6 protein-coding genes and 1 pseudogene are annotated in these 15,258 nt (G+C 42.2%); 5 read left to right on the plus strand and 2 right to left on the minus strand.

Features of this window, described 5'->3' with window-relative positions; all coding sequences use genetic code 11:
- The first annotated feature begins 168 nt into the window (after window positions 1-168).
- Window positions 169-4,398, plus strand: a complete 4,230-nt coding sequence (locus IR083_RS22860) for a two-component regulator propeller domain-containing protein (protein ID WP_194226056.1) — start codon at window positions 169-171, stop codon at window positions 4,396-4,398.
- A gap of 1,120 nt (window positions 4,399-5,518) precedes the next feature.
- Entirely contained in the window at window positions 5,519-6,799 is a 1,281-nt protein-coding gene (glyA, locus tag IR083_RS22865) for a serine hydroxymethyltransferase (protein ID WP_006798907.1), read from the plus strand.
- A gap of 81 nt (window positions 6,800-6,880) precedes the next feature.
- On the opposite strand, the gene IR083_RS22870 is transcribed toward glyA, so the two are convergent.
- Window positions 6,881-8,068, minus strand: a complete 1,188-nt coding sequence (locus tag IR083_RS22870) for a class I SAM-dependent rRNA methyltransferase (protein ID WP_194226057.1) — start codon at window positions 8,066-8,068, stop codon at window positions 6,881-6,883.
- A 325-nt stretch (window positions 8,069-8,393) separates the two neighbouring features.
- Between IR083_RS22870 and IR083_RS22875 the strand changes: the two genes are divergently transcribed.
- The 3 genes from IR083_RS22875 (at window position 8,394) to IR083_RS22885 (ending at window position 13,953) form a co-directional block, all read left to right on the plus strand.
- A complete protein-coding gene (locus tag IR083_RS22875) occupies window positions 8,394-8,867 on the plus strand; it encodes a PaaI family thioesterase (protein ID WP_194226058.1) in 474 nt (157 codons plus the stop codon).
- Window positions 8,868-8,994: 127 nt separating this feature from the next.
- Window positions 8,995-10,842, plus strand: coding sequence for a 4-hydroxy-3-methylbut-2-en-1-yl diphosphate synthase (locus tag IR083_RS22880; protein WP_194226059.1), 1,848 nt, complete (start codon window positions 8,995-8,997; stop codon window positions 10,840-10,842).
- A gap of 192 nt (window positions 10,843-11,034) precedes the next feature.
- Window positions 11,035-13,953 (plus strand): calcium-translocating P-type ATPase, PMCA-type, encoded by a 2,919-nt coding sequence (locus IR083_RS22885; RefSeq protein ID WP_194226060.1) that lies wholly within the window; start codon window positions 11,035-11,037, stop codon window positions 13,951-13,953.
- A 1,063-nt stretch (window positions 13,954-15,016) separates the two neighbouring features.
- Here IR083_RS22885 and IR083_RS22890 read toward each other — a convergent pair.
- A pseudogene (locus tag IR083_RS22890) lies at window positions 15,017-15,258 on the minus strand (hypothetical protein); the annotation flags it as partial.

Here is a 15,258-nt window from a genome sequence, read left to right on the forward strand (position 1 = left end):
AGGTTAACTTTTGATTGTTCTTTTTTTATTTCTTTGACAAATATATGCATGTGAAAGCCTTAGAATGGTGGACAAATAAATATAAAAGGTGGACAAACTAGTATTTAAGTGTAAAAAATACATTTTTAATTTTTTATTACTAACTTTACTCAACCAAAATCAGTTTACATGAAAAATACACTTATAATAATAAGCAGTATCATTATATCTCTATTGTCTATACCAAAGGCGGCAGGGCAAAATAATATTTCATCAAAATATATATTCAGTACCATCAGCATAGATGAAGGACTTCCTGTAAATTTTGTAGATGACATATTCAAGGACAGTCACGGATTTATCTGGGTGGCTACTCAGGGAGGAGGCTTGTCACGATACGATGGTTATGAATTTATAAATTTCAATGTAAACAGTTCACCTCTCTTTCTTAAGAGTAATTTTATACGGAAGGTCGTGGAAGACAATTTCAACCAATTGTGGACAACATCTAATAATGGTATAGACATCATAGATCTCAAAACCATGAAGAAGTCGACTATTTCGCATACAGATAATTTATTCGGTACTGTATCAGAGACCCCGGCTATTACAATATTTAAAGACAGGAAAGGCAGTATCTGGGTGGTTTCGACAGAAAACATGTATAAACTGGAATTCGATACCAAAGGCAATATACAGCGCATATATACAACCGTGCAAAAAGGCTCTCCTTACAGGTTTACATGCATCAGTGAAATAGACAATGAAATATGGGCCGGAAACGACGGGGCTGTCTATAAAATAACGGAAGGACAAAGTGGAAAGCTCAATTTACAACTCGTCTCAACACATTTCAGCATATCATCGAATCTCTTTATCTCGAATATTCTGAAAAAAGATAACGCAATATGGATGGCCACAGAAGACGGACTGTTCAGATACAATGATATAAATCAGCCTCCGGTACATTACCTACACAATCCTCTGAACCAATATTCCATTTCCCAGAATATGGTTACAGACCTAAACATTGTAAACGGGTCTATCATAGCGGGAACGTTACGGGGATTAAACATTTACAATCCCGTTACTGACAGATTCGAACATATCACTCACAATAGTGAAGAGGAATCGCTGAGCAGTGACTTTATAAATTGTTTGCTGGCTGATGGCGATAATCTCTGGATAGGGACCGAATCGGGAGGTATCAATAAAATGACTTTACGCAAATTGGCCGTAAAAAATTATATCCATAGTAATTCCGACAAGGGCAGTATATCACCTAACCCTGTCAATGCCATTCTGGAAACACGTAATGGCAACTTATGGGTAGGAAGTGTGGAAGGCGGACTGAACCTGATGAAAAAAGGGGAGTCTTCCTTTACTCATTATATGGCCGGTCCGGGATTACTCAGTCATAATAGTGTAAGTGTACTGGAAGAAGATAATGACGGAAATTTATGGATAGGCACATGGGGTGGAGCAATAAGCATACTGAATGAAAGTAAACTCCCTGCCATTTCCTATAAATATATAAATCCCAATTCCAGTTTTATTGGAATCCTCAAGTACGACCCGGTGAATAATGGTATGTGGATAGGAACCAACAGGGCAGTCTATTGGTACGATATACATAACAACAGCCTCGAAATTCCTTTACCCGACAATATGAACCAAAACATATGGGGTACACTGGGAAGCGCCATAGACAAAAAGAACAGGCTCTGGCTGGGTTGCTCTGAAGGTTTGATACAGGTAGACCTCAATGCATATGATGAGCGTACCAAAAAATTCGCAGCACGATTTGTTTCTCTGAATGAACAGGAAGTCAATAAACTGTTTCTGAAAAACATCACATGCATCTTCCAGGCACACGACAATACAATATGGGTAGGCAGTAACGGATATGGAATATGCAAGATAGAGGAAATAAATGGCAAGTATATTTCCCGTACATATACGATGGTACAAGGTCTGGTTAACAATGCCGTATTCGGGATACTGGAAGACGAGCAGGGACTGCTCTGGATAAGTACGGGACGGGGCATGTCATCATTCAATCCACAGACTGAAAGATTTGTAAACTATACCAAAGACGACGGACTTGCCAATCATCAGTTTTACTGGAATGCTTCTTTCAAATCACCTGTCAGCAAGAACCTGTATTTCGGGAGTATGACAGGGCTCACAGAGCTGCAAGGAAATTCCCGGTATGCATCGAAAGAGCAGAGAGGGGTAACATTTACCAAACTGCAAATACTAAATCAGACTGTGTGGTACAATAGCGGCAATTACATAAAAGAGGATATCAGCTATGCAAAAAAACTTGATCTGCATGAACAGGATAAATCTTTCTCTATCGAATTCTCGGCTCTCGATTATGACAATCCATCGACAGTTGCCTATTCATACAGGCTTTTAGGATTTGACGATAAATGGATAGACGTACCTTCTAACCGCCGCTTTGTAAGTTATACAAATCTCAGTCCCGGCACTTACCGGCTTCAGGTAAGGTGCATGACCAAAGCCTCGGACTGGTCTGAAAACATAACAGAGCTGGAAATAGAAATACATCCGTTTTTCTATAAGACCATATGGTTTATCAGTTTATGTATTATATTACTGCTGGTATTGGGTATCCAATTATATAAATGGCGTATAAATTCATTAAAGAAACAACGCGAAATATTACACAAAAAGGTAGAGGAACGGACACATGCACTCGAAGAACAGAAAAAACTGCTGGAAGAACAAGCGGTAGAGCTAAAATTGCAAAATACCATTCTTGTAGACCAGAATGAAAAGATTTCTTATCAACGGAAACAATTGATAGGAATGTCGAAAAAAGTGCAGGAAGCAATGGACGACAGAATGTCTTTCTTTACAAATATCACTCATGAATTCCGCACTCCTATTACCCTTATTATAGGACCTATAGAAAGAGCCTTGAAACTGAGTACCAACCCTAAGGTAGTAGAGCAATTACAGTATGTGTCCCGCAACTCGAAACATCTCCTGTCACTGGTTAATCAACTGATGGACTTCAGGAAAGTAGAATCGGACAGTATGAGTGTAAATCCGACGGCGGGGAATCTCATCAATTTTCTGGATGAACTCCTGATACCGTTCGAATCATTTGCAAATGAGCGAAGTATAAAGATAAGAAGGGTATACAGGATGCCACATCCCCGCATAATGTTTGACGAAGAGGCTATACGAAAGCTGATAACCAATCTGCTGGCCAATTCCATCAAATTTACACCCGATGGAGGAAGTGTAACTCTGTATGTAAGTACCATCACGGGAAGTAACGGAGAGGATAAATTGTATATCTGCGTACGAGATTCGGGCATAGGCATTAGGGAAGAAGACCTCAACCGTATCTTCAACCGCTTCTACCAGTCGGACACACGCGCCAAATATCCTGTCTACGGACAAAGTGGTACAGGCATCGGGCTCTATCTGTGCAAAAACATCGTCAACTTGCTCGAAGGCAGTATTGCAGCCAAAAACAACCACACAAAGGGTGCCTCGTTCCGTATATTGTTACCTCTCATTGCCGCATCTGCATCCGAGCAACAGTCATTCACGGAAAATTATATTCCTCCCGTAGCCGACAGCAGAGAATATACTCCTGCAACAGAGCAAAAAGAACAACGATTGACAATACTTGTTGTAGAGGATAATATGGATATGCGCAAATATATCTGTTCTATATTATCCGATTATTATAAAGTGGCGGAGGCTGAAAACGGAGAGGAAGCTTTAAAGGTATTGAAAGCAACAGCGATCGATTTCATCATCAGCGATCTGATGATGCCTGTTATGGACGGGCTCGAATTATCTCAGAAGGTTAAATCCGACATGTCTACTTCCCATATACCATTTTTGATGTTAACAGCAAAGACATCGATCGAAACGCAAATCGGCAGCTATAAAATGGGCGCGGACGAGTTCCTCACCAAACCCTTCGATGAAGAACTGCTACTTACAAGAATCAATAATATCCTGGAAATCCGCAAACTATATCAACGAAAATTCAGCCTGTACATGAATGTGGAGGAACTGAACATCACAGAAGACTCGAACGACGAAAAGTTCCTCAAAAAAGCAATGGAAATCATAAAAGAGAATTATATAAATACAGAATATGATGTGAGCAACTTTGTTAATGATATGGGTGTAAGTCAGAGCCTGCTTAACAAAAAGATGCAAATGCTTACGGGGCAACCCCCGAGCCACTTTATCCGTGATTTCCGGCTATCCATAGCCAGAGAACTGATCCTAAAAAATAAAGGCAATAAGACCATTTCGGAGATAGCCTATGAAGTAGGCTTTAATGACCCGAAATATTTTACCCGTTGTTTTACGAAGCACTTTGGTATTGCTCCCAGCGCCATGTCGAAAGATACGGACTAGAATGTGATTATCTATCAATAAGTTTATCTATAGAATAAGAGCGGATAGCCTTTAGCTGATAGCTATTAGTTCTTTGAAAAATTAATTAGCAGATTGGTAAATTAGCATATTAGCAAATGAGTGAAAAGGTGTAACCTTTGTTACTTTTTAACAAGTAGTAAGTTTTAAGTACTAAGTTGAAAGTTATATGAGATACGAGTAGACAAGACACGAGATACAAGTTGTTCACTGATGATTGTATAAAACCACTTATGCGATAGCCAAAGCTAACGGCGAATAGCTATCAGCTAAAAGCTGAAACATGTGTTACATGTGTTACCTTTGTTACCTTTTTAACAAGTTGTAAGTAATAAGTAATAATGCGAATCAGTAGTTGAGATTTAATGTTCTATTTTATCTAACGCGCCTATCGGCTTGTTTTTCATTTTGCCTTGATGCAAAACGAAACAAAAAATCAAGGCTGCATCCCTCCGGCGACCCAAAACCGCAGCTGCGGTGGGGCAAAATAATACGGAATCATTTTTAGTTGGATTATCAGCCGTGTATAGCAGCTACCCTATTTTGCCCTACACCTCCGCTTTACGGATTGGGTACCCCGCCTGCGGGACGAGGCCGTTACCGCGATGCGGCGACAGGACAGTGTCTTTTCAGGCTTTAGCCCCGCATGCGTCAGCCCTTGCGCATTAGTGACGCAGGCGGGGTACCCAATCCGTTGCAGACGGCGTAGAATCAAACGGGGCGGTAGCCCGTGTGTTTGATTCAGCCGACGAAACGGTTTTGGGTCGCCGAGGAACGAAGCGCTAGCCTTTTGGTTCGTTTTGGGCAATGCCAAAATGAACGTTTAGGTGGAACGAAGTGGAGCATAAAAAAATAGAACAATATTATACTACAATAATTACTTTAACTACTGATTGGAATTAATAAGTAATAAGACATGGTCTCTGTTAATTGATAAAAGCTAATTATTAATTTTTCATTCTTAATTATTAATTGTTTTTTGTGTTACCTTTGTGGTCGTAAAAACTATAAACAATAATTGCAGGTGTAATTCCCGCATTTACAAAAATATAAACAGGTCTGCGACCTTAATTTTTTCACCTCATAAAAATTTCATTTGCTTATGAAAAGAGACACAGCCATTTTTGATATTATCGAAAGAGAGTATCAACGACAACTGAAAGGAATCGAATTAATCGCATCGGAAAACTTTGTCAGCCAACAGGTAATGGAGGCAATGGGTTCATGCCTAACCAACAAATATGCGGAAGGCTATCCGGGGAAAAGATATTATGGGGGATGTGAAATAGTAGACCTTAGTGAACAACTGGCCATCGACCGTTTGAAAGAAATATTCGGCGCGGAATGGGCTAATGTACAGCCTCATTCGGGAGCACAGGCTAACGCTGCTGTTTTCCTCGCCTGTATGCAGGCCGGAGATAAGTTCCTGGGACTAAACCTGTCACATGGAGGTCACCTTTCGCATGGTTCACCCGTAAACTTTTCCGGACTAATGTTCCACGCACTTGAATACAATGTGCGCCAGGATACCGAACAGGTAGACTACGAACAAATGGAGCAGGTTGCCCGTACCGAAAAACCAAAAGTAATCATCGCCGGAGCTTCGGCTTATTCCCGTGACTGGGACTATGCGCGAATCCGTAAGATAGCTGACGAAATAGGTGCAATCTTTATGGTAGATATGGCACATCCTGCCGGGCTTGTTGCCGCCGGATTACTGAATAATCCGCTGCCTCATGCCCATATAGTGACTACCACCACTCACAAGACCCTTCGTGGGCCTCGTGGCGGAGCAATTCTACTGGGTAAAGATTTTGAAAATCCATGGGGTAAGAAAACGCCTAAAGGCGAGGTGCGTATGATGTCCGCTTTGCTGGATTCTGCGGTATTCCCGGGAATACAGGGTGGCCCGCTGGAACATGTGATTGCCGCTAAAGCCGTTTCGTTTGCAGAGGCACTCGACCCTTCATATAAAGTATATCAGACACAGGTAAAGAAAAACGCTGCCGCTATGGCTCAGGCCTTTATAGATAAGGGGTATAAGGTAGTATCGGGTGGTACGGATAATCACTCTATGCTAATAGATCTTCGTCCTAAATTCCCCGAGCTGACCGGTAAGCTGGCTGAAAAAGCGCTTGTAGAAGCGGATATCACAACGAATAAGAACATGGTTCCGTTCGATAGCCGTAGTCCGTTCCTTACTTCAGGGCTTCGCTTCGGTACACCTGCCATCACTACACGTGGAGCGAAAGAACCGCTGATGGCTGAGATCGTGGAAATGATAGATACTGTTCTTTCAAATCCTGAAAATGAGCAGACAGTAAAGGCTGTTCGTGAGAAGGTAAATGCAATTATGAAAGAATATCCATTATTCGCCTGGTAATCAGAAACAATTATTATAAATATAAAGGAGCCGGTTATTATAACCGGCTCCTTTATATTTATAATACTATCTTCTCATCATTTATTCCACATACAATACCAATCCCTTGAGATATTCCCCTTCCGGATGATATATATTGATAGGATGGTCGGCCGGCTGACTCAACTGGTGTAGTATGCGCACTTTCCTGCCGGACATGGCTGCCGCACTGAATACAGCCAGACGGAATGCCTCTTTAGTTATTACCTGCGAGCAGGAGAAGGTAAAGACAATTCCCCCCGGAGCTATTTTATCAAAGGCGACGGCATTTAGGCGTTTATATCCCTGCAATGCATTCTTGATCGCTCCACGGTGTTTTGCAAAGGCTGGAGGATCGAGTATTATCAGGTCGTAATCGCCTTTATTTATATTGCCGAGGTATTTGAATGCATCTTCTGCAAAAGCCTCATGCCGCTTATCATCCGGGAAGTTAATCTCCACATTCTTGTTCGTCAGCATCACCGCTTTGGAGGAACTATCGACTGAATGCACCACCTTTGCATTTCCACGCATAGCATAGAACGAGAACCCGCCTGTATAACAGAACATGTTCAGTACCGAACGGTCTTTAGCATAACGCTCCAGTAATGCCCTGTTATCGCGCTGATCGACAAAGAAGCCGGTCTTTTGCCCCTTTACCCAGTCGGGATAGAACTTCAGTCCGTTTTCAGAAGCAATCTCGGCGACATCCTTACCGCCGAACAGATATTCGTTTTCCGCTCCCAGATTGGCTTTATATGGCAATGTCGTTTCAGACTTATAGTATATATTCTTCAACGTGGTTCCCATTACAGCCTTTAACGCGTCACAAATCATCATCCGTGATTCGTGCATACCCACAGAGTGCGATTGTATGACAGCTGTCTCGGCATATACATCGATAATCAGTCCGGGAAGGCCATCTCCCTCGCCATGAACAAGACGGTATGAATTATTATCTGCAGACAGCAGCCCTATCGACTTTCTTAGTTCTAAAGCGGAGTTCAATCGCTTTTTCCAGAAATCAGGATTGATCTCCTCTTCTTCGAAAGACAGGACGCGTACCTCAATGCTTCCGATCTGATAATGCCCTACGGCAATAAATTCGTTACTGGCTGTATATACGGAAACCACCTCTCCTTCGGTGAGGTCATTATCTTTTTGCTGTACTGCTCCCGAAAATATCCACGGGTGAAAGCGTCTCAGAGATTCTTCTTTCTTGGGTTTTAGCTTTATTATCTTATAATTCATATTATGATGCTTCAGCAATGAGTTGAAGTGGTACAAAATTACAACTTTATTTTCAAAGATAAAGTTTATCTGTATTGCATACAGGGCAAACGCATCAAATTATTCAACTTCTATCGAAGGCCTGTAGGGGCGTATTGCATACGCCCGCATAACAAAATATCACAACCGGGCGTATGCAATACGCCCCTACAGGAGGTTGAAAACAGCTTTATGAATTTTGATGCGTTTGCCCTAATTGCATATATCAAAAGACATATCGGCTCTTTAGAACTTTTTATGCAATCTTTTCTTGTTATCTACATTCCGAATCATTTCCTTTGTGTCCATGAAAAAGATAGTAAACCCTTGGGAAGGGCTGGATGGTTATATGTGTTTCGCCTGTTCGCCCGCTAACCCGTCGGGACTCCATATGGAGTTCTATGAAGACGGAGATGATATAGTCGCACATTGGAAGCCAAACGAGTTTATGCAAGGCTGGTTAAACACACTTCATGGTGGAATACAAAGCACCCTGATGGATGAAATTGGCGGTTGGATTATCATCCGTAAATTACAGACGACAGGAGTGACCTCGCGTCTTGAAGCCAGATTTATAAAGAGTATCCCTACCAATGAACCCTTGTTGACAATCCGCGGAAGAATAAAAGACCAGAAACGAAACGCCGTTTTCCTCGAAGCTGAAATATATAACTCAAAAAACGAACTATGTGCGCGTGCCGATATGGTCTATTTCATTGTGAGCCAGGAACAGGCAATGGAGCAATTTCATTTTTGCGGATGCAAGACAGAGGATGAATGACGACCTTAACCACTTTTATAGTTTTAGTTTATCTATAGTATTTGCCAATGTCGCAGCTATCAGATTTAACACAACAAAAAAACTCTATCTTTGTTATATTTTTGATTACAACTAAAAAAATTCAGATATGAATTACTTCAATTATAAAAGGCGTTTGTCTTCCGAAACCAGAATTGGCGACACTCCGCTCGGAGGCGGCAATCCTGTACGGATACAATCGATGACGAATACTAACACCAACGATACCGAAGCCAGTGCCGAACAAGTCATAAGAATCGTAAAGGCCGGAGCTGACTATGTACGCCTCACCGCACAGGGTGTACGCGAAGCAGAGAATCTCAGGAATATAAAGGATGTGGTAAGGACGCAGGGATACAATACCCCTCTGATTGCCGATATACACTTCAATCCGCGTGCAGCTGAAGCGGCCGCAAAGATTGTGGAAAAAGTGCGAATCAATCCGGGAAATTTTGTTGACAGGGTAAAAACTTTCGAAACATTCGAATACACAGATGAAGAATATGCACAGGAAATAGAGAAAATACGGGCGAAGCTCATTCCTCTGCTCAATATATGTAAAGAACACAAAACAGCTATCCGTATCGGGGTAAATCACGGTTCATTATCCGACCGTATTATGAGCCGTTATGGCGACACTCCCGAAGGTATGGTGGAGTCATGTATGGAGTTCCTCCATATTTGCATTGCCGAAGAATTCAGGGATATTGTAATTTCCATGAAGACTTCCAATACGGTAGTCATGTCGAAAGCTGTTCGCCTGCTTATTGCCCGTATGGAAAAAGAAGGTCTTAACTTCCCTCTGCATCTTGGAGTCACTGAAGCGGGAGATGGTGAAGACGGGCGTATAAAATCGGCTGTAGGCATCGGATCACTTCTTTCCGACGGTATCGGCGATACCATCCGTGTGTCCCTGAGCGAAGATCCGGAATATGAAGTACCTGTGGCTCGAAAACTTGTTGCATATATCAAACAGAAAGAAAATCATCCGGAAATAATAGCTGCCCCAAGCGATAAATTTTCTCCATTCTCTACCGACCGCAGGGAAACATATACGGTAGGCAATATCGGAGGAGATAATCTACCAGTGGTGATTTCGGATCGCTCGGAAGGCAATTTCGAATTCAATGTTCATTTCCTGCCAGACTATCTATATGTAGGAAAAGAATTACCGCTTGGCGCTCCACGTGCAATACCTTCTATTATAGATTGGGAGGGATGGAAAGGGGAAAAGAATACATGCCCTCTGTTCGATAAATCGAATTGGGAAAAGATAAGGGGGAATGATGCGGCGATCAAGTTCCTGCGCCTCTCATATCCTGAATTAGATGATAATATTATCACCCTGCTGAAAGCAGACAAATCTATCGCTATTATTCTTTCGACTAATCACATCAACGGTGTAGGAGAACAGCGCGCGTTCATACATACCCTGATGAATAATAATTGTGATACTCCCGTAATACCCAACCGCAGATATGAGGAGAATGAAACGGAAGATCTGCAGATAAAAGCAGCGGCTGATTTCGGAACTCTTTATCTCGACGGTTTCGGCAACGGTATTATGCTTGAGAACCAAGGAAGTATTTCATTGAAAAATATAGATGCGTACATGTTTGGGATTTTGCAAGCATCGCGCATCCGTACAAGTAAAACCGAATATATATCCTGCCCTAGTTGCGGCCGTACATTATTTGACCTGCAAACAACCGTTGCCTTGGTGAAAGGTGCCACCTCACACCTCAAACACCTCAAGATAGGAGTTATGGGTTGCATTGTTAACGGACCGGGAGAGATGGCGGATGCCGATTACGGTTATGTAGGGGCTGAAAAAGGAAAGATATCCCTCTATAAAAGAAAAAACCTAATAGAAAAAAACATTGCTTCGGAAGAGGCTGTGGAAAGACTTGTCCAGCTCATTAAAGACAATGGCGACTGGATGGAACCGGAGAATTAATTGCAATAAAATACTTAAAGGAGCAGGATTTCAGAAAAACCTGCTCCTTTGATTTTAAAAGGATTCTCCCCTAATCGTAACAATTAATTAACAAGCCTATATTATCTTTGTACTCAGATAACATTAACTTTATCCCTTTTTTAAACAAGCATAAGCTACTTATTGTTAAAGAAATATACTTATATTAAAATAATGGAAGGAAAAAAGAATTATACAGGGCTTACAGACAGTCAGGTAAAAGAAAGCAGGCAAAAGTACGGAGCGAATATACTCACCCCGCCTAAGAAGGAACCTTTATGGAAGCTTTTTCTGCAAAAGTTTGAAGATCCTATTATCCGCATCCTGCTTATAGCCGCGTTTCTCTCTCTGGGAATATCCATCATACACAACGAATATATTGAAACCATCGGTATATTCTGCGCCATTCTACTGGCTACGGGAGTATCTTTCTGGTTCGAGATGGATGCCAATAAAAAGTTCGACGTCCTCAACCAGGTAAACGATGAGGATATGATCACCGTTATGCGTAACGGTAATATCCGCCAGGTGCCTAAGAAAGATATAGTGGTAGGCGACATCGTGTTTCTGGAAATGGGAAATGAAGTTCCCGCCGACGGAGAACTGTTCGACGCCGTATCCATGCAGATAGACGAATCCTGCCTTACAGGGGAGCTTAGCATAGACAAAACAATAGATCCCGAGCATTTCGAAGAGGGTGTGACTTATCCATCCAACTGGGTACTCCGGGGCACGAAAGTAATAAACGGACACGGAGTTTTCGAGGTAGCCCGTGTGGGTGATGCCACCGAATTCGGTAAGGTTGCTGAAAAATCTACTGAAAAGGTAGAAGGGGAAACTCCTCTGAACCGACAGTTGGACTCTCTTGCCAAATTTATCGGGGTAATCGGGCTTGTACTGGCTATGCTTACTTTTGCCGTCCTCTTCATAAAAAATATATTTAACGACCCTGCGGTACATGTTTCACTTGGTGAACTCGGCCTTCTCGGGGCAGTTATGATAGGTGTAGCCATAACAATGGTAAAAGTATGGTTGCCTATTATATATGATGGCCTTGAACTTGCCGGCAAAGATATCAAGTTACCGAAAGCCGTAGCCGAAGGCAGTTGGCTGAGATGGCTTCTTACAGGAGCATTAGTAACTGTCGTTTTAGCTTTTTCGGGATATATCTTCGGGGTAAATCCTTTGGATGATGACTCATGGATCAGCATCGATGTGGCAGCGAATATACTTCAGGCATTTATGGTAGCTGTTACACTCGTTGTAGTGGCGGTACCGGAAGGTCTGCCGATGAGTGTTACGCTCAGTCTGGCACTGAGCATGCGCCGTATGCTGAAGATGAACAACCTTGTGCGAAAAATGCATGCCGTGGAAACGATGGGCGCCACCACTGTTATCTGTACAGATAAAACAGGTACGCTCACCCAGAACCAGATGCAGGTAGCAAATACAAACTTCTACGGAGTGGCAGATCAGAACCTGACAGACAGTGAAGTGAGCAGGCTGGTGATTGGAAATATATCTGTAAATTCGACAGCATTTCTGGACTTCTCAAATAAAGAGAAGGTTTCAGCACTGGGTAACCCAACCGAAGGGGCGCTGTTATTATGGCTGAACAAAAGCAAAATATTATATAGCAATATCCGTAATAAAGAAGAGGTACTGGATCAGTTGCCTTTCTCTACCGAGCGTAAATATATGGCAACCCTTGTCGATTCCCCGAAACTGAAAAGAAAAGTACTTTATGTAAAAGGTGCGCCGGAAGTTGTCTTTGCAAAGAGTAAACATGTAGCAGGCATAAACGGAGAGGCTCCTGTCAGTGAATTCAAGGATATTGTAGACGAACAGTTACTCCAGTATCAGAATCAGGCAATGCGTACTCTTGGGTTTGCATATAAATATATCGAAGAAGGAAATAATCAGTCCGTTGAAGAGCTAGCCTCAGGCGATTTAATATTCTTAGGTATCGCGGGTATCTCAGATCCTGTACGTACCGATGTGCCCGGAGCTGTAGAGCGCTGTCTGAATGCGGGTATCGGAGTTAAGATAGTGACAGGGGACACGTATGGCACGGCAAAAGAGATAGGACGTCAGATCGGTATCTGGAAAGATGAGGAAGACACAGACCGGAATATAATAGGCGGTATTGATTTCGAAAACCTTTCTGACGACGAGGCATATGAAAGGGTAAAAGACCTGAAAATAATGTGCCGCGCCCGTCCTACCGATAAACAACGTCTTGTTCATTTACTGAAACAACGGGGTGAGATAGTCGCCGTTACCGGTGACGGAACAAACGATGCTCCCGCCCTCAACTATGCTGATGTAGGACTGTCGATGGGCTCGGGAACATCCGTAGCCAAAGAGGCAAGTGATATAACCCTTCTCGACGACTCATTCAGCAGTATTGCCACAGCTGTAATGTGGGGACGTTCGCTCTACAAAAATATCCAGCGCTTTATATTGTTCCAGTTGACAATCAATGTGGCGGCTCTGCTGATTGTGTTCTTAGGTTCTATATTCGGACAGGAATTGCCTTTGACAGTAACACAGATGCTCTGGGTGAATCTGATAATGGATACATTCGCAGCCGGAGCTTTGGCTTCTCTCCCACCCGATCCGAATGTAATGAATAGTAAACCCCGAAAGAACAGCGATTTTATTATAACCAGTTCTATTGGGAAGCATATTCTGACTACAGGCATTCTCTTTGTTGTATTGCTGTTGGGGATGATGTATTATTTCTCTACTCCCGAACATCTTAATTCATTCTTTAGCTATATCCCTGAAGCAGATCGGAACGGATATTTCTTATCCTACTTCTTCACTGTATTTGTGTTGTTGCAATTCTGGAATATGTTCAATGCAAAGGCATACGGCACAGGTAAATCCGCTTTTGCAGGCTTAAGTAAAAGCGCAGGATTTGAACTTGTTGCCCTGATAATACTTATAGGCCAGATATTGATAGTTACTTTCGGCGGTGAGGTATTCCGTACTATGCCGTTGACTATACAGGACTGGGGTATTATAATCGGAGGAACTTCATTTGTACTTTGGATCGGAGAATTGGTTCGCTTATTTAAAAAGAAATAAGAATACGGAATATTAAAGAAGAACTTTATCTATACCCTGCACACTGATATAACTACAATCAGTTTGCAGGGTTCTTTGATATATTGAATTGGCCCCTCGGGGAGGCTATATAGAGAGTAAAAAGCTAATTATTAATTATTAATGCCAATCAGTAGTTCAAGTAACTATTGTAGTATAAAATTGTTCTATTATTTTCTGCTTCACTACGTTGCGCCTAAACGTTCATTTTGGCATTGCCCAAAACGAACCAAAAGGCTAGCGCTTCGCTCCTCGGCGACCCAAAACCGTTTCGTCGGCTGAATCAAACACATGGGCTATCGCCCCGTTTGATTCTACGCCGCCTGCAACGGATTGGGTACCCCGCCTGCGTCACTAATGCGCAAGGGCTGACGCACGCGGAGCTAAAGCCTGAAAAGACACAGTCCTGTCGCCGCATCGCGATTCCGGCCTCATTCCGCAGGCGGGGTACCCAATCCGTAAAGCGGAGGTGTAGGGCAAAATAGGATAGCTGTTATAAACGGCTGATAAGCCAACTAAAAATGATTCCGTATTATTTTGCCCCACCGGAGTTGCGGTTTTGGGTCGCCAAAGGGATGCAGCCTTGATTTTTGTAACTTTTTATCAAGAAAAAGTTAAGAAAAACAAGCCGGACGGCGCGTTAGAAAAAATAGAACATTAAATCTCAACTACTGATTCGCATTAATAATTGTTTTCCGTGTTACCTTTGTTACCTTTGTTACCTTTGTTACCTTTTAACCATTTATAGTTAACGAACGTAAAAATAACAAGATAAAAACGATGAAAATTCTGTCAGACATGTCAGGTTTTAACTAAATATAGTTAATAAACGTAAATAAGATGATGGGTTGGAATTTGTGTCTTTGTGTGAGAATACTGTTTACTGTAAAGCCACTTATGCGATAGCCAAAGCTAACGGCTAATAGCTATCAGCTAAAAGCTGAAACATGTGTTACCTTTGTTACTTTTTGAAGAAAGATAGAAGTCACTCCGTCCTACGGGCAATTATGAGTAGATTAGAGTTCAAGTTGTTGACTGCTTACTCTTAAGAAACGCTATCGATAGGCACTAATCTAAAACCATACTTAGCGGCCTGTTTATCAACGTATTTAATTCTTCGTTCCTTGAAATAGTGATTATACTCGTCAAGAGGTAAAGGCGAAAACTCTTTTTTATCCCTGAGCATCCGGTAAAAAATAATTGCCAGCTTGCGAGCAGTCGCTTTTATGGCTGTTGGTGCACCGCTTTTGGCCTTGATGCGCCTGTAAAATTCACCTAACCAGTTAT

This window comes from Dysgonomonas sp. GY75, from assembly GCF_015234155.1.
Taxonomy (GTDB): domain Bacteria; phylum Bacteroidota; class Bacteroidia; order Bacteroidales; family Dysgonomonadaceae; genus Dysgonomonas; species Dysgonomonas gadei.